Genomic DNA, 19,769 nt, shown 5'->3' on the forward strand with positions numbered 1-19,769 from the left:
ATCGTGACGTGATGGGGCGTCAACACGCCAGTGGTATTCGATAACTCGTTCGAGTGAATGCGGTGAGTCGCTCACCCGCACCGGCCCCGGTCCGTGCCGGGCCGGCGTCCCCGGCCGCGTGGCCCGCTACGGCGCGAGCGCCCTCCAGGGCACCGTGACCTCGCCCTGCCGCCACCGCCCGCGCGCGTCCACCAGGGGCCAGTCGCCCGCCAGCGCCGTGCAGGCCGCCACCCAGCGCTGCCGCGCCCCGAACGCCCCGTACGGCGCGGCCGCCGCCCAGGCCCGGTCGAAGTCGGCCAGGAAGGAGTGCACCGGCCGGCCCGGCACGTTGTGGTGGATCAGCGCCTTCGGCAGCCGTTCGGCCAGGTCGGAGGGCTGGCCGAGGCCGCCCAGCCGGGCCGCGAAGGTCACCGTCCGGGGCCCCTCCGGGCCGAGCGCGACCCAGACGTGCCGCCGCCCGATCTCGTCGCAGGTGCCCTCCACCAGCAGCCCGTCCGGGGCCAGCCGGGCGCAGAGCCGCTCCCAGACCCCGGCCACCGCCGACTCGTCGTACTGCCGCAGCACGTTGGCGGCCCGGATCAGCTGGGCCGGCGCGCCGCCGTCCAGCGGGACCTCGAAGCCACCGCGCCGGAAGGTGAGCAGCGGCGGTTCGGCGTACGGCAGCGCGGCCGCGACCCGCTCCGGCTCGATCTCGATCCCGACCACCCGGACGTCCGGGCGCACCGTGCGCAGCCGCCCGGCCAGTTCGACGGCCGTCCACGGCGCGGCGCCGTAGCCGAGGTCGACCGCCACCGGCGGGCGCCCGCCGGCGCGCAGCGTGCGGCCGAGGGTGTGGGCGATCCAGCGGTCCATCCGCCGCAGCCGGTTGGTGTTGGTGGTGCCCCGGGTGACCGTCCCCACCGGCCGTCCGGTCCGCCCACGGGCGGGTGCGGTCGCGGAGTCGAAGGAGGCAGCCATGCCTGGAAGGGTAGTCGGGTCCGCGTCGGCACCGCTGTGACCTGGGACGTCGCCCCGTCCGGCATCTCGTCGGCCGGACCGGGAATGCCGGACGCGGGCCGGGTGGTTGGCTGTCTGGTGGTGATGTGTGCCCGGGACGGGGCAGCGCACACCGGACAGCGGGCGGCCCGTGCGCGGGCCGCCGAGACGGGCCGCACAGAGGAGGCTTCAGCCAGGTGATCCAGCACCCCGTCCGTTCGGTACGCCGTGCCCAGCCCGCCGCGCCCGCGCGGGGCCGGCTCCAGTCGCTCGTCCCGGGCCGCCGCCGCCCGCGCCGGATAGCGATGCTGAGTGTCCACACCTCGCCGCTGCACCAGCCCGGCACGGGGGACGCCGGCGGGATGAACGTCTACATCGTCGAGCTGGCCAAGCGCCTGGCCGCGCTCAACATCGAGGTCGAGGTGTTCACCCGGGCGATCTGCTCGGACGACGCCCCCACCGTCGAGCTGGCCCCCGGCGTGCTGGTCCGGCACGTCACCGCCGGCCCGTACGAGGGCCTGCTGAAGGAGGACCTGCCCGCCCAGCTGTGCGCCTTCACCCACGGGGTGCTGCGGACGGAGGCGGGCCACCGCCCCGGCCACTACGACCTGGTGCACTCGCACTACTGGCTCTCCGGGCAGGTCGGCTGGCTGGCCGCGCAGCGTTGGGGGGTGCCGCTGGTGCACACCATGCACACCATGGCGAAGGTCAAGAACGCCGCGCTGGCCGAGGGCGACACGCCCGAGCCCGCGGCCCGGGTGATCGGCGAGACCCAGGTGGTCGAGGCGGCCGACCGGCTGATCGCCAACACCACCGAGGAGGCCGCCGAGCTGGCGCTGCACTACGCCGCCCGGCCGGACCAGCTGGCCGTCGTCCACCCCGGCGTCAACCTGGACGTCTTCCGCCCCGGCGGGGCGTCGGCGCGGGCCGCCGCCCGGGCCCGGCTGGGCCTGCCGCAGGACGCCGCGGTGCTGCTCTTCGCGGGCCGGATCCAGCCGCTGAAGGCCCCGGACGTGCTGCTGCGGGCGGTCGCCGAGCTGCTGGCGCGCCGCCCGGGGCTGCGCGAGCACCTGCTGGTGCCGGTGGTCGGCGGTCCGTCCGGCACCGGACTGGCCCGGCCGGAGAGCCTGCACAAGCTCGCCGCCCAGCTGGGCATCAGCGACGTGGTGCGGTTCCACCCGCCGGTCGGCCAGGCCGAGCTCGCGCAGTGGTACCACGCGGCGACGGCGCTGGTGATGCCCTCGTACAGCGAGTCCTTCGGGCTGGTCGCGCTGGAGGCGCAGGCCTGCGGCACCCCGGTGGTGGCGGCCTCGGTCGGCGGCCTGCCGGTCGCGGTGCGGGACGGCGAGACGGGCACGCTGGTGCACGGCCACGACCCGGCGGCCTGGGCGCACGCGCTGGAGCCGTACGTCACCGACCGGGGCCTGGTCGCCCGGCGCGGCGCGGCGGCGGCCCGGCACGCGGCCGGCTTCGGCTGGGACACCGCCGCGGCCGGCACCGCCGAGGTGTACGCCGGCAGCCTGGCCCGCCCGGCCGGCCGCTTGGCCGCCGCCCGGCGGCGGCTGGCCTGACCTCGGCCTGACTGCGGCCGGACCACGAGCCGGCTGCGGCCCGACTGCGGCCGCCGGGGGCACGCACCGCTGGTGCGCGCCCCCGGTACCGCCGAGTAACGTCACCCCCATGGCAATCCGCACCAAGGACGAGGCCCTGACCCTCCTGCGCACCGCCCTGGACGACGCCGGAGCGGCCTGGGAGCCCGCCGCCACCGACCCGTTCACGCTGGTGGTGACGCTCCCGGGCACCCGCAAGCTGAGCACCGCCTGCGCGCTGCGGGTCGGCGACCACACCCTGTCGGTGAACGCCTTCGTGATCCGCCGACCGGACGAGAACCACGAGGCCGTCTACCGCTGGCTGCTGGAGCGCAACACCCGGCTGTACGGCGTCGCGTACGCGATCGACCCGCTCGGCGACGTCTACCTGGCCGGCCGCCTGCCCCTGGAGGCGCTCACCCCGGACGCCGTGGACCGGCTGCTCGGGACGGTGCTGGAGAACGCCGACGAGCCGTTCAACACCCTGCTGGAGCTGGGCTTCGCCTCGGCGATCCGGCGCGAGTGGGAGTGGCGGACCAAGCGCGGGGAGTCCACCCGCAACCTGGCCGCCTTCGCCCACCTGGCCGCCCCGGCGGCCGACTGACCCGGCAGCGGGGCCGGCGCCCTCAGATGCCCGCCGGAGCCTTCTTCTCCGCGGCGGGCTCCGGCACCTCGGGCTCCGCCACCTCGGGCTCCGTCACCTCGGTCACCGCCACGGTCACCTCGGTCGCTGCCGCCTCGGTCACCGGCACCTCCGTCACCTCGGCCACCGCGGCCTCCGGCACCGCCCCGGCACGGCCCGCCGTCGCGTCCGTGCGCCGCCCGAGCACCACGTGCCCGGCCGCCGCGACCGTGCCGCAGACCCCGCACACGACCCAGAGCACCGCGGAGCCGGCGTGCTGCAGCAGCAGACCGCCGATCGCCGGGCCGAGGAACGAGGCGAGCGACCAGGAGAGCGAGTAGACGCCCTGGTAGCGGCCGCGCGCGTGGGTCGGCGCCAGTTCGGCGACCAGGCCCATGATGGTCGGCGCGTTCAGGACCTCGCCGACCGTCCAGACCGCCACCGAGAGGGCGAACAGCCACGCGGACGACCCGGCCAGCGCCGCCAGCCCGAAGCCCCAGCCCGTGATCAGGCAGCTGGCTATCAGCATGGCGGTCCGGGAGCGGCTCTCCATCCACCGGGTGAGCGGGATCTGGAGCACCACGATCAGCAGCCCGTTCAGGCCGATGACCAGCCCGTACTCGGTGGAGCTGATGCCCGCGGCGCCCATGTCGACGGCCAGGGTGGTGCTGCCCTGCTGGAGGATCAGGGCGAGCAGCAGGTTGAGCCCGACGACGGCCATGAACCGCCCGTCCCGGAACACCGCGCCGAGGCCGACCGTCGGCTCGTCCGTCCCCTTCCCGTGCCGGGGCGAGTCCTGCGGCTTGGTCTCGGGGATCCGGATGAAGATCACCACCGCGCACACCAGCGTGGAGAGCGCGTCGAGCAGGAAGAGCGTGAGGTAGCCGTGGGTGGCGATCAGGCCGGCCACGGCGGCGGAGAGGCCGAAGCCGATGTTGATCGCCCAGTAGTTCAGCGAGTACGCGCGGACCCGGTCCTCGGCCGGGACGAGGTCGGCGATGATCGCCGAGGTCGCGGGCCGGGTGGCGTTGTTGCAGAGGCCGACCAGGAAGGCCACCGTGGCGATCGCCACCTGGCCGTCCGTGAAGCCGAGCACGGCGGTGAACAGCGCGGTGCCGAGCTGGGCGGCGACCAGGGTCGGGCGCCGGCCGATCCGGTCGGTCAGCACGCCGGCGCCGATCGCGGCGACCGCCGAGCCGAGGCCGTAGAGGGAGGCCACCAGGCCCGCGTAGGAGGCCGAGTACCCCCGGTTGGTGGTCAGGTAGAGCGCGAGGAAGGTGAGCACGAAAGCGCCCAGCTTGTTCACCAGTGTGCTGACCCAGAGCCACCAGAACTCCCGTGGTAGCCCGCCCACCGTCTCCTGTATCAGCCTTCGGATCCGGGGGTTGGTGAACAGGGCGACGGGCATGTGGGGGGCTCCCGGGGCAGGCGTCCGCCGAGCGGCACGGGCAGGTCCGGTCAGCCGACGTATGTAAGTGTCAGATAGGCGGTGCACACATTACACATCTGCCGTAGGTCCGGACCAGCGCTTTTCCTGCCTCCACTAAGCTGGGGGCCATGGCTGACACGACGTACCGACTCATCCTGCTCCGCCACGGCGAGAGCCAGTGGAACCAGAAGAACCTGTTCACCGGTTGGGTCGACGTCGACCTCAACGAGAAGGGCGAGAAGGAGGCCGCGCGCGGTGGCGAGCTCCTGGCCGCCGAGGGCCTGTTCCCGGACGTGCTGCACACCTCGCTGCTCCGCCGTGCGATCCGCACCTCGCAGATCGCCCTGGACAAGGCCGACCGCCACTGGATCCCGGTCAGCCGCAGCTGGCGCCTGAACGAGCGACACTACGGTGCGCTCCAGGGCAAGGACAAGGCCCAGACCCTGGCCGAGTTCGGCGAGGAGCAGTTCCAGCTGTGGCGCCGCTCGTACGACACCCCGCCGCCGGTGCTGGCCGACGACGCCGAGTACTCGCAGGCCGGTGACGCCCGCTACGCGGACATCCCGAGCGAGCTGCGTCCGCGCACCGAGTGCCTGAAGGACGTCGTCGACCGGATGCTCCCGTACTGGTACGACGCTATCGTCCCGGACCTCGCCGCCGGCAAGACCGTCCTGGTCACCGCCCACGGCAACAGCCTGCGCGCGCTGGTCAAGCACCTCGACGGCATCTCCGACGAGGCCATCGCGGGCCTGAACATCCCGACCGGCATCCCGCTCGTGTACGAGCTCGACGCCGACTTCAAGCCCGTCACCAAGGGCGGCCGCTACCTCGACGCCGACGCCGCCGCCGCGGCCATCGAGGCGGTCAAGAACCAGGGCAAGAAGTAACCCGCCTGGCGAAACGGCCCCGCCTCCGGTTCGCCGGGGGCGGGGCCTTCGTCGTTCAACCGGCCTGTGCGGAAGTCGAGTTGTGCTTGGTGCCGGCGGCCGGATCCGGGCTCGTCCCAATAGTGGTTCAGACCATTGACGGGTGGCGGAGTCCGCTCCTACGGTGAGGGCGCCGGACTGCCGCAGGCATGCCAAGGATCTCCCCGTCCCGGCCGCCGCGCCCCCACGCGCGCGTCTGCGTCCCGGCGCACTCTCCATCCACCCCCACGGAGGAGCATCATGCGCACACGTCACATCGTCGGGGCGGTGGTCGCCGCCCTCGCGGTGCCGCTCAGCCTCGCCGTCCCGGCGCAGTCCCACGGGTACATCTCGACGCCGCCCAGCAGGGCCGCGCTCTGCGGAGCGGGCGGGGTGTCGTGGGACTGCGGCGACATCCAGTGGGAGCCGCAGAGCGTCGAGGGTCCCAAGGGCTTCCCGGACTCCGGGCCCGCCGACGGCACCATCTGCGCCGGCGGGAACTCCCGCTTCGCCGAGCTGGACGACCCGCACGGCGGCGCCTGGCCGACCACCGCGGTGACGGCGGGGCAGCAGCTCACCTTCACCTGGACGTTCACCGCCCGGCACGCGACCACCGACTTCCGGTACTACCTGACCAAGCCGGGCTACGACGCGAGCCAGCCGGTCACCCGGGACAGTCTGGACCTGACGCCCTTCCTGATCGCCCCGTACGGCGGGAAGCAGGTGCCCAGCACGCTCAGCCACACCGGGACCGTCCCGAGCGGGCGCACCGGCCACCAGGTCGTGGTCTCGGTCTGGACGATCGCCGACACCGGGAACGCCTTCTACTCCTGCACCGACGTCCAGTTCTGACGCCCGGGGCGGCACGGCGGACGCCGTGCCGCGGACGCGCGGCACCAGGACGCGCAACGAGGTGCACGGCCGACGGCCGTGCACCTCGGGGACTCCTCGGCGGCGGACCGCTCAGTGGCCGCCGCAGCAGCCGCCGTCCGCGCCGCCGCACTGGCAGGGCGCGCCGGACTGGCAGCCGCAGCCGCAGCCGGGGCCACAGCCGCAGCCGGCCGCGAGGACGGGCAGGAGCTTCGGGGTGGGCGGCTCGACGGTTTCGTGGGCGCGTGCCGGTCGGGTGGGGTTGGCCTTCATCGAGCTGTTCCCTCCTAGTGACGGGCACAGTCCTGTGCCCCCAACGTCGAGTGAAGCCGCCGATCGGAGGGAGCGTCAACAGGCGCGCAGTGGTGGGATGTACCAGCGTCGTGCGCCCCCACCACCCCTGTCGCAGGTTTACTCACCCCGCAGGGGGAGCGGCCGCCCCTTGAAGCCCCGAGCCCGAGCCCCGAGCCCGAGCCCCGAGGCGCCGAGCCCGAGCCCCGGTATGCCGAGCCCCGAGCTGCCGAGCCCCGAGGCGGCCGCACCGCACCCGCACGAGGTCACTCCGCCGCCGCGGCCTCCGAGGCGGCCACGAACTCGGCCACGTGCTCGCCCGTCACCAGGTACACCACGCGCTTGGCGACCGACACCGCGTGGTCCGCGAAGCGCTCGTAGTAGCGGCCGACCAGGGTGATGTCGACGGCGGTCTCGATGCCGTGGTGCCAGCGGTCGTCGATCAGGTGCGACAGCAGCTCGCGGTGCAGGGAGTCGATCGCGTCGTCGTCCTGCTCCAGCTCCAGGGCCTTGTCGACGTCCTTGGTGGCGATCACCAGGCCGGTCTTGGCCACCAGGCGCTGGGCGAGCTGGCCCATCTCCAGGACGGTGGAGTGCAGGTCGCCGGGCACGGCGGAGTCGGGGTAGCGCATCCGCGCGACCTTGGCGACGTGCCGGGCGAGGTCGCCGCAGCGCTCCAGGTCGGAGCTCATCCGCAGCGAGGTGACGACGATGCGCAGGTCGGTGGCGACCGGCTGCTGGCGGGCGAGCAGGTCGATCGCGCGGTTCTCCAGCTCGTGGTGGAGGTCGTTGATCTTCTCGTCGGCGGCGATCACGCTCTCCGCCAGTGCCAGGTCCGCGTCCAGGAGTGCGGTGGTGGCCCGGCCCAGGGCCGAGCCGACCAGGCGGGCCATCTCGACCAGGCTGTCGCCGATCGCATCGAGTTCCTCGTGGTACGCGTCGCGCATGCTCTCTCCTCAGTAGCTGTGTCGGTGGCGGTGCCGACCGGCCGGCCCGTCCGACGATCGTCTTGTCGTCCGGGTGACCGCTGCTGGTGGCGCGAATCGTACGCGCACACCTGAGACGGCGGCCGGTGGTTCGGCCCGCCGCCCACTCCCACACGGGCTGCATGGCCAACTCTGGGCCGTCCGGGCGACGATGCACGGCCGGTGTGGTGAATCAGCGGCCACGTGAAGGTGAATTCTCGGCAACGCGTGGCCGATGCCTTGATCGGGCCCTTGGGGAGTGGCCTGGCCGTGCGCTTACGCTGGCCACATGGACGTGAACGTGGCCGCCGCCGCTGCCTGCGCCATAGCCGGGCTCGGCGTCGGCCTCACGGCCTCCATCGCCTTCCGTTGGAGCGAGCGCGAGCAGGCCAGGGGCAGGTACGGCGGCACCAGCAGCAGACACCACGGTCGGCACCAGGGCCTGGGCACCGGCACCCCGGAGCCCCCGCTGCCGCCGGGGGTGGACACCGTCCTCTCCGTCCTCCGCTCCTGCGCGATCGTGCTGGGCGAGGGCGACGAGGTGGTCAAGGCCAGCTCCGCGGCGTACGCGATGGGACTGGTGCGCGGTGGCGCGGTCGCCGTGGACCAGATGCTCTCGCTGGCGCGCGCCACCCGCCGGGACGGCGAGATCCGCCAGGTCGAGCTGGAGGTGCCCCGCCCCGGCGTGGCCCGTGCGGGCGAGCCGCTCGCGGTCTCCGTCCGGGTCGCCCCGCTGGGCTCCCGGCTGGTGCTGGTGCTGGTCGAGGACCAGACCGAGCGCCGTCGGGTGGAGGCGGTCCGCCGGGACTTCGTGGCCAACGTCAGCCACGAGCTGAAGACCCCGGTGGGCGCCCTGTCGCTGCTCTCCGAGGCGGTCGCCGACGCGTCCGACGACCCGGAGGCGGTGCAGCGCTTCGCCGGCCGGATGCAGATCGAGGCGACCAGGCTGGCCAGCCTGGTCCAGGAGATCATCGACCTCTCCCGGGTGCAGGACGACCGGCTGATGGTGGACCCGGAGCCCGTCGCGGTGGACGAGCTGATCGCCGAGGCGATCGACCGCTGCCGCCAGCAGGCCGCCGCCAAGCAGATCCTGATCACGGCCGGCGGCATCGCCGGGCTCTACCTGCACGGCAACCGCGGCCAGCTCGCCGCGGCGCTCGGCAACCTGGTCGAGAACGCCGTCAACTACAGTCCTCCCCGTACCCGGGTGGCGATCGCCACCCGCCGGATCTCCAGCGCCGCGGCGCTCGGCGAGGCGGACGGCGAGCTGATCGAGATCTCGGTCACCGACCAGGGCATCGGCATCTCGGAGAAGGACCGCGAGCGCGTCTTCGAACGCTTCTACCGGGTCGATCCGGCCCGCTCCCGGGCGACCGGCGGAACCGGCCTCGGCCTGTCCATCGTCAAGCACGTCGCCGCCTCGCACGGCGGCACGGTCTCGGTGTGGAGCGTCGAGGGCCAGGGTTCGACCTTCACCATCCGCCTGCCCGCCGGGCAGGCGCCCGAGGCCGAGGACGGCGACGACCTCGACGACAGCGGCGACCTCGACGCCCGCGGTGCCACCGGCGGCCGTGGCGCCGCCGCCGCGCCCACCAGAACCCTCACCACGGACCGGACGGCCACCACAGGCCGCACGGACCGTCCGCTCCCCACGGGGGAGCGGGAACACCCCCTGTCAGACGCAACCCCCCAGCTTGCCCCGGAGGCCTGATCGTGACCCGAGTACTGGTGGTCGAGGACGAGGAGTCGTTCAGCGACGCCCTGTCGTACATGCTCCGCAAGGAGGGCTTCGAGGTGGCCGTCGCCGCCACCGGCCCCGACGCCCTGGAGCAGTTCGAGCGCAACGGCGCCGACCTCGTCCTGCTCGACCTGATGCTGCCGGGCCTGCCGGGCACCGAGGTCTGCCGTCAGCTGCGGGTGCGCTCCAACGTGCCGGTGATCATGGTCACCGCCAAGGACAGCGAGATCGACAAGGTGGTCGGTCTGGAAATAGGTGCGGACGACTACGTCACCAAGCCCTACTCCACCCGTGAGCTGGTCGCCCGGATCCGGGCGGTGCTGCGCCGCCGCGGTGAGGACGGCGGTGCCGGCGAGAACGGCGGCGGCCCGGGCGCCCTGGAGGCGGGCCCGGTCCGGATGGACGTCGACCGGCACGTGGTGACGGTGGACGGCGCCAAGGTCGACCTCCCGCTGAAGGAGTTCGACCTGCTGGAGATGCTGCTGCGCAACGCGGGCCGGGTGCTCACCCGCATGCAGCTGATCGACCGGGTCTGGGGCGCGGACTACGTCGGCGACACCAAGACCCTGGACGTCCACGTGAAGCGCCTGCGGGCCAAGATCGAGCCGGACCCGGGCGCCCCGCGCTACCTGGTCACGGTCCGCGGCCTGGGCTACAAGTTCGAGCCGTAAACCGCGGGCGCGGACAGACGCGGAAGGCCCCCGCCGGCAGTCGCCGGAGGGGGCCTTCGCGTTGGTGTCCGGCAGGCCCGGGAGGGCCCGCCGGACGCCGGGTGGTGCGTCAGTGGGCGCCGGCGGACTGGGTGGCACCCGGGGTGGTGGCGGTACCGGACGGCGTGGCCGCACCGGTGGTGGCCGGAGCGGCCGGGGTGGTGCCGGCGGCCGGGGTGGTCGCGGCGGTGGCGCCCTTGGTGGGCACGGCCGCCGGGGACGACGTCGGGCCGAAGCCCTTGTAGAGGCCCGTGTTCGGGCTCACGCCGGCCTGGGCGTCGACCTTCTGGCCGTCCTTGAAGGTGAACGAGGTGGTGGCGAAGCCGCCGACCTGGACGCCGACCGAGGCGACCTTGGCGGACGGGTTGCCCTCGCCACCGATCGCCACGGCGCCGCCGGCCGGGACGACGATGGTGGACAGCGGGGCGCCCGCGGCGTCGGAGAACGCGGCGGTGGCACCGTTGCCGACGGTGACGGACTGCAGCTCCGCCGGGGTGCTGCCCGTGTTGGCGATGTTGACGGTCACGTTGGCGGGACCGTTGTGCTCGCCCGAGGACTCGTCCCCGGTGACGACCACGATGTTGTTCAGCCGAAGGTTCGTTCCGAGGGTTGCCGCCGCGTTGTCGGGCTTGACCTGCAGCGTGTCCGGCGTGTTGCCGGCGGCGCAGGACGACAGCGAGGCGATGGCGATGGCGGCGATGGCGGCGATGCTGCCGCGTCGAAGGCTGCGGCTCACGGCGGCGGCTTCTCCTAAGTCAACGTGTCGATAGGTCAGGCCTCAGATTATCGACCTCACTTATGCGCTCCTCACGGGGTGGTCCCCGTGTCGCACTCCCGGGGTTCGCGGGGCGGCCGTCCGGCCGCACTTGTGGCGTGTCCGGGTCACTCTCGGGACAAGCTTCGACCAAGATCGAATAACGATGTGGATACGGCCCGATAAACGGTGAAAACCCAAGATCCAATCATGGTTTCCAGGGTGTTGCCCAGGGTTTCGCCGAACGCTGGAACCGCCTCCGACCTGCGGGAAGCCTCCCTCGAACACCGGTCGCAGCACGTCATGGGGGTCCTTGTCAAGCCCCGAGACCGGCCCTGACCTGCGAAAACGCCCTTCGGGTGCGCTGAAAAGCGTGTTATTCTGGAAAGCCACGGAAGGGGTCCTGTCACATGACGTTCAAGGTTGGCGACACGGTGGTCTACCCCCATCACGGGGCCGCGCTGATCGAGGCCATCGAAATTCGCCAGATCAAAGGTGTGGACAAGACCTACCTGGTGCTCAAGGTGCAGCAGGGAGACCTGACGCTCCGCGTGCCCGCTGAGAACGCGGAGTTCGTCGGCGTGCGCGATGTGGTCGGCCAGGAGGGTCTGGACCGGGTCTTCGAGGTGCTGCGCGCACCGTACACCGAAGAGCCGACCAACTGGTCCCGTCGCTACAAGGCGAACCTGGAGAAGCTCGCCTCTGGCGACGTTATCAAGGTCGCCGAGGTTGTGCGCGACCTCTGGCGCCGTGAGCGCGAGCGCGGCCTCTCGGCCGGCGAGAAGCGGATGCTCGCGAAGGCGCGCCAGATCCTCGTCAGCGAGCTCGCGCTGGCGGAGAACACCAACGAGGACAAGGCGGAGACGCTGCTCGACGAGGTGCTGGCCTCGTAGCGCAGTCGGGCTGCCGCCCACCGCTCACAGCGCCCGGTGTCGGCGCGCCGCTCCCAGGACGAAGCGTCCGGGGGTGGTGCAGTGGCACTTCGGGCGCTGAGGCGTGTCCGGACGACGCCCCCGCCCCGAGCCGGTCCAGGCCCGGCAAGGCCGTTCTCCGCCCTGCAAGACCGATTCTGCGGGATTGTGCGGCGGACGGTTGGACCGTAATTCTTCGGAAGGGGCCCGTAGCGCCCGCCGGGCACGCCAAGGCCATACCCACTTCTCCGAAGGAGTGAAACCTGAACGCCTCAGCAGCAGTCGCAGCAGCAGTGGTGCCCGCCGCCGGACGCGGTGAGCGGCTGGGGCCCGGTGCCCCGAAGGCCCTGCGGGAACTGGGTGGCGTGCCGCTCCTGGTGCACGCCGTGCGGGCGCTGGCCCGCAGCCGTGCGGTCGGCCTGGTCGTGGTCGCCGCGCCCGCCGACGGGGTGGCCGAGGTGGTCGCCCTGCTGGACAGCCACGGGCTGGACGGCAAGGACATCCGGGTGGTCGCCGGTGGCGCCACCCGCCAGGAGTCGGTCCGGCTCGGCCTGGCCGCGATCCCGGCCGAGGTGGAGATCGTCCTGGTGCACGACGCGGCCCGCCCGCTCGTCCCGGTCGAGGTGGTGGACGCGGTGGCGGCCGCCGTCCGGGCCGGGGCCGGGGCGGTGGTGCCCGCGGTGCCGCTGGCCGACACGGTGAAGCGGGTCGAGCCGAGCCCGGGCCGCCCCGAGCCGGTGCTCGACACGCCCGACCGGGCCACCCTGCGCGCGGTCCAGACCCCGCAGGGCTTCGACCGGGCCACCCTGGTCGGGGTGCACGCCAAGGCGCTGGCCGAGGAGGCCGCGGGCGTCGACGGCGCGCCGCCGGTCACCGACGACGCGGGCCTGGTGGAGCGCTACGGCGGCCAGGTCGTCGTGGTGCCCGGCCACGAGGAGGCGTTCAAGGTCACCCGTCCACTGGACCTCGTGCTCGCCGAGGCCGTACTCGCCCGCCGGAGGGCCGCCGATGCCTACTGACCCGCTGACGCCCGCCGACCGGGCCCCGGCCCCCGTGCTGCCGCGCGTGGGCATCGGCACCGACGTGCACGCCTTCGAGGCCGGCCGCCCGCTCTGGGTGGCCGGACTGGAGTGGCCGGACGCCGGGGTCGGGCTCTCCGGGCACTCGGACGCCGACGTCGCCGCGCACGCGGCCTGCGACGCGCTGTTCTCGGCCGCCGGGATCGGCGACCTGGGCGCGCACTTCGGCACCGACCGGCCGGAGTGGGCCGGTGCCTCCGGGGTGAAGCTGCTCGGTGAGGCGGCCCGGCTGGTGCGCGCCGAGGGCTTCGAGATCGGCAACATCGCGGTCCAGGTGGTCGGCGTCCGGCCGAAGATCGGCAAGCGGCGGGCCGAGGCGCAGGCCGCGCTGTCGGCCGCGGCCGGTGCGCCGGTGTCGGTGTCCGGCACCACGACGGACGGCCTGGGCCTGACCGGTCGGGCCGAGGGGCTGGCCGCGATCGCCACGGCCCTGGTGTACGAAAGGCGTTGAGCCGGGCGCGGTCGGCAGGGTGCGGTCAGCAGGGCCGGAATAGCCGGGCCCTGACGAGTGTTCACCCGGTGTGGCGGGGGATCGGTCGGTAGTGTGCGGTTTCGGGCCCGGGCGGGGCTTCCCCTCGGGCCGTACCGCCGACGATGAGAAGAGGTTCTCGATGGGCGTCGAACTCTCTGGCCCCGCCAAGGAATTGCTCGACCGCAAGAGTTTCGCCGTGGTGTCCACGATCCAGCCCGACGGCAGCCCCCAGTCCTCGGTCGTCTGGGTCACGCGGGACGGCGACGACATCCTGTTCTCCACCGTCCAGGGCCGCCGCAAGCACCTCAACCTGGTGCGGGACCCGCGCATCTCGCTCGTGGTCAACCCGCCGGAGAACCCGTACGAGTACGTCGAGGTGCGCGGCTCGGCGACGATGACCACCGAGGGCGGCCGGGAGCTGATCGACGAACTGTCCCGCAAGTACCGCGGCGAGGAGTACGGGTTCGACGGCCCGGACGACGTCCGGGTGGTCGTCCGGCTCAGCCCGCGCAAGGTGGTCGGCAACATCTGACCGGCCCGCGCGGCCCGTGGTTCCCCGGGAGTGCTGCATATCATTCCCGGGGAATGTCGCGGGGCACCCCCTCCTGCCCACTACGCTTGACGCTGTGAGCATTCGCCTGTACGACACCAGCACCCGCCAGGTACGCGACTTCGTCCCGCTTGTACCGGGTTGTGTCTCGATCTACCTGTGCGGCGCTACCGTCCAGTCGGCGCCTCATATCGGGCACATCCGGTCCGGTCTCAACTTCGACATCATGCAGCGGTGGTTCGCCTACCGCGGCTACCAGGTCACCTTCGCCCGGAACGTCACCGACATCGACGACAAGGTGATCGCCAAGGAGCGCGAGTTCGGCATCCCGTGGTGGCAGATCGCCTACGAGAACGAGCGGGCGTTCAACGACGGTTACACCGCGCTCGGCTGCCTGCCGCCGACCGTCGAGCCGCGGGCCACCGGGCACATCCCCGAGATGGTCGAGATGATGCGGGGGCTCATCGAGAAGGGCCACGCCTACGCGGCCGACGGCAACGTCTACTTCGACGTGAAGTCGTACCCGGACTACCTCGCGCTCTCCAACCAGAAGCTGGCCGACCTGCGCCAGCCCGAGGGCGAGGGCGAGACCGGCAAGCGGGACCAGCGCGACTTCGCGATGTGGAAGGCCGCCAAGCCGGGCGAGCCGAGCTGGGAGACCCCGTGGGGCCGCGGCCGGCCGGGCTGGCACCTGGAGTGCTCGGCGATGGTCCACAAGTACCTCGGCCCGGCCTTCGACATCCACGGCGGCGGGCTGGACCTGATCTTCCCGCACCACGAGAACGAGATCGCCCAGTCCAAGGCCTACGGCGACGCCTTCGCCAGCTTCTGGGTGCACAACGCCTGGGTCACCATGGCCGGCGAGAAGATGAGCAAGTCGCTGGGCAACTCGGTGCTGGTCTCCGAGATGGTCCAGCGCTGGCGTCCGATCGTGCTCCGCTACTACCTGGGCACCCCGCACTACCGCTCGATGATCGAGTACAGCGAGGACGCCCTGCGCGAGGCCGAGGCCGGCTTCGGCCGGATCGAGGGCTTCATCCAGCGCACCGTCGAGCGCTGCGGGGCGGTCGACGCCGCCCCCGAGGTGCCGCCGGCCTTCGCCGAGGCGATGGACGACGACCTGGGCGTTCCGCAGGCGCTCGCCGTCGTGCACACCGCCGTCCGCCAGGGCAACAGCGCCCTGAACGCGGACGACAAGGAGAACGCGGTGGCGCGTCTGGCCGAGGTCCGTGCGATGCTCGGAGTGTTGGGTCTCGACCCGCTCGACCCGCAGTGGGCCGGGTCGGAGCGCGGCGAGCCTGGGACAATGAAGAGCATGCACGGTGTGGTCGACTCGCTGGTCCGCCTGGTCCTGGACCAGCGGCAGGCGGCGCGTCAGCGCAAGGACTTCGCCACCGCGGACGCCATCCGCGACCAGCTCGGCCTGGCCGGGCTGGTGATCGAGGACACCCCGTCCGGCCCGCGCTGGACGATCAACAGCCAGTAACCCCATCTGACGATCGGGGTGAGGGTGGGCCGTACCGGACCGGTGCGGCCCTCCCGCATGACGTAGCGCATGCAGTCGGCCGCCGCCGGACAGAACGGGGCGGCCGGGCATGCCGGACAGACAGGAAGTACAGCCATGGCCGGCAACAGCCAGCGCAGGAACCGCCGCAACCCCGGGTCGAAGAAGGGCGCGTCTGTCGGTACCGGCGGCCACAGCCGGAAGGCGCTCCAGGGCAAGGGCCCGACCCCGCCCGGAGCGGAGCGCAAGGGCCACCCGAAGCAGCGCGCCGCCAACGCCGCGGTCAAGCGCGAGCGGGACGCCAAGGCCCGCGCCGGCATGCGCCGCGCCGGCGGTGCCGGTCGCGGCGGCCGGGGCGGTGCGGGCAGCGCCGAGCTCGTCTTCGGCCGCAACTCGGTCGTCGAGGCCCTCCAGGGCGGCGTCCCGGCCACCGCGCTGTACGTCCAGCAGTTCGTCGACACCGACGACCGCGTCCGCGAGGCCTTCCAGGCCGCCAACGACCGCGGCATCCCGCTGATGGAGGCCCCGCGCCCGCAGCTGGACCAGATGACCGGCGGGCTCAACCACCAGGGCCTCGTGCTCCAGGTGCCGCCGTACGAGTACGCGCACCCCGACGACCTGCTGGTCGAGGCCTCCGACTCGGGCCAGGACGCGCTGATCATCGCGCTGGACGGCGTCACCGACTCGCGCAACCTCGGCGCCGTGGTCCGCTCCGCCGCCGCCTTCGGCGCGCACGGCGTGGTCATCCCCGAGCGCCGCGCGGCCGGCATGACCGCCGGTGCCTGGAAGACCTCCTCCGGCGCCGCCGCCCGTCTGCCCGTCGCCCGGGCCACCAACCTCACCCGCACCCTGGAGGCCTACCAGAAGGCCGGCCTCATGGTGGTCGGCCTGGCCGCCGACGGCGAGGCCGAGCTGGGCGACCTGGAGCTGCTGACCGGCCCCGTGGTGATCGTCGCGGGCAGCGAGGGCAAGGGCCTGTCCCGGCTGGTCTCGGAGACCTGCGACATGCGGGTGCGGATCCCGATGTCCGGGCTGACCGAGTCGCTGAACGCCGGTGTCGCGGCGGGCATCGTGCTCTACGAGGCCGCGCGGCTGCGCGCCAAGCGCTGATCACAGCCGGTGTGCGGGGCGCAGGGGAACTTCTGAATTCTCCGCAATCCGAGTGAAAAGCGATCGGGCCCGACCAGGCCCGATCGCTTTTCTCATGATCATTTCAAGTATGCGCCGGACATCCACTCGGGAGAGTGTCCTAAGCGGTGGTCACCCGGTTAGACGGGCGTGGACACCAGAACACCTCGGCGCCCCCTGTTCGGCGGCGGCAGCACCGGGATAGACGCGGGCCCCGGCCTTGACACGGTCAAGGTGCCGTCCGACCCCGCGCGCCTCAGCATCACCCAGGCGAGCTTCCGGCTCCGGCTCGGCGCCCCGGTGGCGCCGCTGATCGAGGCCCCGGCCGGACTGCTGTCCACCGGCGCCGCGTTCGGCGACCCGTACGCCAACCAGGGCCTGATCCGCCGTCCGCTGGTCACCCCGCAGGTCGTGGTGCCCGCCTCCGCCGTCCCGGCGCTCGCAGGGGCTGTCGGAGGCGGTGCGCCGCGCCGCAAGGGCCGGGTCACCGCCGTCACCTGGACCGGGCAGGCGCCCCCCGGGGACCTCGCGGCCACCCAGCTGCTGGACGCCGTCCGGCTCACCGGCTCCGGACCCGACGACGGCGGCCCGGGCATGTCGGACACCCAGGTGATCCCGTCCTACTCGGGCGCCCGGACCGTCCCGCGCCAGCCCAGGGAGGGCGCCGGCACCGCCACCGACGCGGGCATCGGCCCGGTCGGCGCACCGCAGGGCTGGACCCCGAGCGGCGAACTCCCCGAGGTCTCCGCGACGGCCGCCGAGGGCAAGCAGCCCTGGTACCCCGGCCGCCGGGTCGACCTCGGCCTGGTCCTGCTGCCGCTGCGCGCCGTCCTCGGCTCGCTGTCCGTCTACGCCGGGTTCAGCAAGCTCTGCGACCCGGTCTACTTCGACGGCGGCGAACGCGGCTCGATGATGCGCTGGCTCGCCTCGCTGCACCCCTGGAAGGTCGCCGAACCGCTGCTGGCCTTCGCCATGGCGCACCCGGTCGGCGCCGGCCTGGTGGTGTCGTTCACCCAGGTCGTGGTCGGCGTGCTGACCCTCCTCGGCCTCTGGCAGCGGCTCGCGGCCGGGGCGGCGATGCTCCTCTCCGCCGCGCTGCTGTTCACCGTCAGCTGGCGGGCCGTGCCGGTCTACGACACCCCCGACCTGATCTTCCTGGCGGCCTGGAGCCCGCTGCTGATCGCCGGAGCTCCGTTCGCCTCCCTGGACGGGCGGCTCAACCTGGAGGCCTGGCGGCGCTACGGCGCCGACGCCCCCGCCGCGCTGCGCCGCCGGGTGCTGCGCCGCGGCACGGTGGTCACCACGGTCGTGGTCGGGGCGACCCTGCTGCTCGGCTCGATGCTCGGCGCGGCGGTGCGCACCGGGGCCCGGACGCACCAGGCGCCGGCCCGTCCGGCCACCGACTACGGCACGCCGGTCTGGCCCAGCGGCGCCCCGACCGGCACCCCGGGCGGCCAGGGCTCGTCCACCTCGCCCTCGCCCGCCCCGCGCCCGGCCACCCCCACGCCGAGCCCGACCACCCCGCCCTCCTCCGCCCCGGCCACCCGCCCGGGCAGCCCGACGCCGAGCGGCAAGGGGCACTCCGCCAAGGCGGAGACCGGGGCCGGCACGACCCCGGCCCCCGCCGCGCCGTCCGCCGCCGCGCCGTCGGCCGGTTCCTCGCCCGCCCAGCGCAGCACCCCGGCCCCCGCCGGCTCGGGGGCGGCGTCCAAGCCCAGCCCCAGCTCTGGGGCGAGCCCCGGGCTGCTCGGCGGGGTGCTGGGCAGCGGCCCGCTCGCCGACCTGTCCGGCGGCTCCCGCTCCTCCCACCCGGGGGCGCCCACGTCCACCTGACGGCCCGTGGACGCGATCGGCCGGGTGCTCCTTGGTGGAGCACCCGGCCGATCGTCGTGCGGGGGGCGGGGGAGGCTGGGGGGGATGGTTACTGCGGTGCGCGGCCGGCCCCGGAGGCGAGCTCCTTGGCCGCCTCGGTGAGGTCCTTCGCGGTGTCGATGGCGCGCCAGTACACGCCCTGCGGCAGCTGGTAGCCCGCCAGCCGCTTGCTGCGCGCCAGCTGCGGGAACGTGGTGCGCTCGTGGTCGCCCACGTCCGGCAGCAGCTCGGCGAACTCCGGGCTGAACACGTACAGACCGGCGTTGATCAGGAACGGCGAGGGCGGCGCCTCGATGAAGTCCAGCACGTTGCCGAACTGGTCGGTCTCCACCGCCCCCCACGGGATCCGCGGCCGGGCCAGCGCGAGCGTCGCGACGGCGTCCCGCTCGTGGTGGAAGGCGGCCATGTCGCGCAGGCTGAACCGGGTCCAGATGTCGCCGTTGGTGGCGTACCAGGGCTCGTCCGGGCGGGGCAGCGCCTTGGCCGCGTACTTGAGGCCGCCGCCGCGTCCGAGCGGCTCCTCCTCGACCACCGTGCGCACGCGCAGCGGCAGATCCGCTTTGTCGAGCCACTCCTCCAGCACGGCGGCGAGGTGCCCGCAGGAGACCACCGCGTCGGTGACGCCCTCGGAGGCCAGCCAGGCCAGCTGGTGGCCGAGGATCGGCGTGCCCGTCCCGGGGATCTCGACCAGCGGCTTCGGGCGGTCGTCCGTGTAGGGCCGCAGCCGCGAGCCCTGGCCGCCGGCCAGGATCACGGCCTGGGTGACGGGCGTCGTGGTCGGCCGGGACGGGTGGGTCGGCGGGGACGTGAGGTCGGCGGTGGGGCCGGAGTCAGCGGTCATGCCTGAACAATAGGGCGCCCGCCGGAGCCGGGAGCCCGAGGCCGCGGGCGTCGTCGGCCCGCGGCCCGCGGCCTTGAGAGGTCAGCCGGCGATGCCCGCCGCGAACGACCCGTCGCAGACCGGGCGGGCGAAGGACCGGGCCCGCTGGACGTCGCCCTGGTACTTGCGCACCGCCGCCTTGCCCAGCTCCCCGGCGAGCGAGGTGCAGTACGGCGTCAGCGACGGCTGCTCGCGCATCGAGCGCTCCAGCAGGTCCAGCGCGGCGGACGGGTTCTTGGCCCGCAGCTCGTCCAGCAGCACCACCCGCAGCGACTCCTGCGGGGCGAGCCCGTCCGGGGACGTGCCCGCGGCGGCGGTGGCGGAACGCCCGATCCCGGCGCCGTCGCCACTGGACGCCGCCACGACCTGCTGGTCGAGGTTGGTCGGCGGGGCCCATGGCACCCGGGTCACGGCGAGGGTGCCGGTGGTCACCAGGACGACCGGCAGGGTCAGGGCGACGGTCTGGCCGATACGGCGTACAAGCTGCTTCACCCTCAGGAGAGTAGCGGTGGGTACGGGCCGGAT

20 protein-coding genes are annotated in these 19,769 nt (G+C 73.5%); 13 read left to right on the forward strand and 7 right to left on the reverse strand.

Annotated features, from left to right (window positions below):
- Positions 1-126: 126 nt before the first annotated feature.
- Complete coding sequence (locus ACFVTF_RS02980; protein WP_387808178.1) at positions 127-957, reverse strand: class I SAM-dependent methyltransferase; 831 nt, start codon at positions 955-957, stop codon at positions 127-129.
- A gap of 218 nt (positions 958-1,175) precedes the next feature.
- Between ACFVTF_RS02980 and mshA the strand changes: the two genes are divergently transcribed.
- Together mshA and ACFVTF_RS02990 are read left to right on the forward strand one after the other, a co-directional pair.
- The gene (mshA, locus tag ACFVTF_RS02985; protein ID WP_371522757.1) at positions 1,176-2,546 is read left to right on the forward strand and encodes a D-inositol-3-phosphate glycosyltransferase; all 1,371 of its coding nucleotides are present in this window, start codon (positions 1,176-1,178) and stop codon (positions 2,544-2,546) included.
- Positions 2,547-2,655: 109 nt separating this feature from the next.
- The gene (locus ACFVTF_RS02990) at positions 2,656-3,168 is read left to right on the forward strand and encodes a YbjN domain-containing protein (protein ID WP_371518216.1); all 513 of its coding nucleotides are present in this window, start codon (positions 2,656-2,658) and stop codon (positions 3,166-3,168) included.
- A gap of 22 nt (positions 3,169-3,190) precedes the next feature.
- On the opposite strand, the gene ACFVTF_RS02995 is transcribed toward ACFVTF_RS02990, so the two are convergent.
- A complete protein-coding gene (locus tag ACFVTF_RS02995) occupies positions 3,191-4,594 on the reverse strand; it encodes an MFS transporter (RefSeq protein WP_387808182.1) in 1,404 nt (467 codons plus the stop codon).
- A gap of 149 nt (positions 4,595-4,743) precedes the next feature.
- On the opposite strand from ACFVTF_RS02995, the gene ACFVTF_RS03000 reads away from it, so the two are divergent.
- On the forward strand, positions 4,744-5,502 hold the full coding sequence (locus ACFVTF_RS03000) for a phosphoglyceromutase (RefSeq protein WP_063348789.1): 759 nt from the start codon (positions 4,744-4,746) through the stop codon (positions 5,500-5,502).
- A 279-nt stretch (positions 5,503-5,781) separates the two neighbouring features.
- On the forward strand, positions 5,782-6,372 hold the full coding sequence (locus ACFVTF_RS03005) for a lytic polysaccharide monooxygenase (RefSeq protein ID WP_371518219.1): 591 nt from the start codon (positions 5,782-5,784) through the stop codon (positions 6,370-6,372).
- A gap of 111 nt (positions 6,373-6,483) precedes the next feature.
- On the opposite strand, the gene ACFVTF_RS03010 is transcribed toward ACFVTF_RS03005, so the two are convergent.
- Both ACFVTF_RS03010 and phoU read right to left on the reverse strand, forming a co-directional pair.
- The gene (locus tag ACFVTF_RS03010) at positions 6,484-6,663 is read right to left on the reverse strand and encodes a hypothetical protein (RefSeq protein ID WP_063348791.1); all 180 of its coding nucleotides are present in this window, start codon (positions 6,661-6,663) and stop codon (positions 6,484-6,486) included.
- A 284-nt stretch (positions 6,664-6,947) separates the two neighbouring features.
- A complete protein-coding gene (gene phoU / locus ACFVTF_RS03015; RefSeq protein WP_350878362.1) occupies positions 6,948-7,628 on the reverse strand; it encodes a phosphate signaling complex protein PhoU in 681 nt (226 codons plus the stop codon).
- Between the two features lie 307 nt (positions 7,629-7,935).
- On the opposite strand from phoU, the gene ACFVTF_RS03020 reads away from it, so the two are divergent.
- Positions 7,936-9,357: a sensor histidine kinase gene (locus ACFVTF_RS03020; protein ID WP_371518222.1), complete on the forward strand. Its 1,422-nt coding sequence runs from the start codon at positions 7,936-7,938 to the stop codon at positions 9,355-9,357.
- Between the two features lie 2 nt (positions 9,358-9,359).
- Positions 9,360-10,055, forward strand: coding sequence for a response regulator transcription factor (locus ACFVTF_RS03025; RefSeq protein ID WP_030061050.1), 696 nt, complete (start codon positions 9,360-9,362; stop codon positions 10,053-10,055).
- 109 nt (positions 10,056-10,164) lie between these two features.
- Here the strand turns inward: ACFVTF_RS03025 and ACFVTF_RS03030 are convergent, their stop codons facing one another.
- Positions 10,165-10,830 carry a DUF461 domain-containing protein gene (locus tag ACFVTF_RS03030; protein ID WP_387808186.1) on the reverse strand — a complete coding sequence of 222 codons (666 nt, stop codon included), beginning with the start codon at positions 10,828-10,830 and terminating at the stop codon, positions 10,165-10,167.
- A gap of 428 nt (positions 10,831-11,258) precedes the next feature.
- On the opposite strand from ACFVTF_RS03030, the gene ACFVTF_RS03035 reads away from it, so the two are divergent.
- From ACFVTF_RS03035 to ACFVTF_RS03065, 7 genes are all read left to right on the forward strand, one after another.
- Complete coding sequence (locus tag ACFVTF_RS03035) at positions 11,259-11,741, forward strand: CarD family transcriptional regulator (protein ID WP_030244332.1); 483 nt, start codon at positions 11,259-11,261, stop codon at positions 11,739-11,741.
- Between the two features lie 281 nt (positions 11,742-12,022).
- Positions 12,023-12,778: a 2-C-methyl-D-erythritol 4-phosphate cytidylyltransferase gene (ispD, locus tag ACFVTF_RS03040; RefSeq protein WP_387808330.1), complete on the forward strand. Its 756-nt coding sequence runs from the start codon at positions 12,023-12,025 to the stop codon at positions 12,776-12,778.
- Positions 12,768-13,289 (forward strand): 2-C-methyl-D-erythritol 2,4-cyclodiphosphate synthase, encoded by a 522-nt coding sequence (ispF, locus tag ACFVTF_RS03045; protein ID WP_350878367.1) that lies wholly within the window; start codon positions 12,768-12,770, stop codon positions 13,287-13,289. Before ispD ends, ispF begins: the two co-directional genes overlap by 11 nt.
- A 160-nt stretch (positions 13,290-13,449) precedes the next feature.
- A complete protein-coding gene (locus tag ACFVTF_RS03050) occupies positions 13,450-13,842 on the forward strand; it encodes a PPOX class F420-dependent oxidoreductase (RefSeq protein WP_350878368.1) in 393 nt (130 codons plus the stop codon).
- Between the two features lie 94 nt (positions 13,843-13,936).
- Positions 13,937-15,346, forward strand: coding sequence for a cysteine--tRNA ligase (cysS, locus tag ACFVTF_RS03055; RefSeq protein WP_387808191.1), 1,410 nt, complete (start codon positions 13,937-13,939; stop codon positions 15,344-15,346).
- A 135-nt stretch (positions 15,347-15,481) separates the two neighbouring features.
- A complete protein-coding gene (rlmB, locus tag ACFVTF_RS03060; RefSeq protein ID WP_350878370.1) occupies positions 15,482-16,474 on the forward strand; it encodes a 23S rRNA (guanosine(2251)-2'-O)-methyltransferase RlmB in 993 nt (330 codons plus the stop codon).
- Between the two features lie 252 nt (positions 16,475-16,726).
- Positions 16,727-18,325, forward strand: coding sequence for a DoxX family membrane protein (locus ACFVTF_RS03065; RefSeq protein ID WP_371518231.1), 1,599 nt, complete (start codon positions 16,727-16,729; stop codon positions 18,323-18,325).
- A gap of 88 nt (positions 18,326-18,413) precedes the next feature.
- Here the strand turns inward: ACFVTF_RS03065 and ACFVTF_RS03070 are convergent, their stop codons facing one another.
- The gene (locus ACFVTF_RS03070) at positions 18,414-19,205 is read right to left on the reverse strand and encodes an NDP-sugar synthase (protein WP_387808194.1); all 792 of its coding nucleotides are present in this window, start codon (positions 19,203-19,205) and stop codon (positions 18,414-18,416) included.
- Between the two features lie 81 nt (positions 19,206-19,286).
- Positions 19,287-19,736, reverse strand: coding sequence for a hypothetical protein (locus tag ACFVTF_RS03075; RefSeq protein WP_387808197.1), 450 nt, complete (start codon positions 19,734-19,736; stop codon positions 19,287-19,289).
- Positions 19,737-19,769 lie beyond the last annotated feature (33 nt).

The organism is Kitasatospora sp. NPDC057940, assembly GCF_042887425.1.
In the GTDB taxonomy this organism is placed as follows: domain Bacteria; phylum Actinomycetota; class Actinomycetes; order Streptomycetales; family Streptomycetaceae; genus Kitasatospora.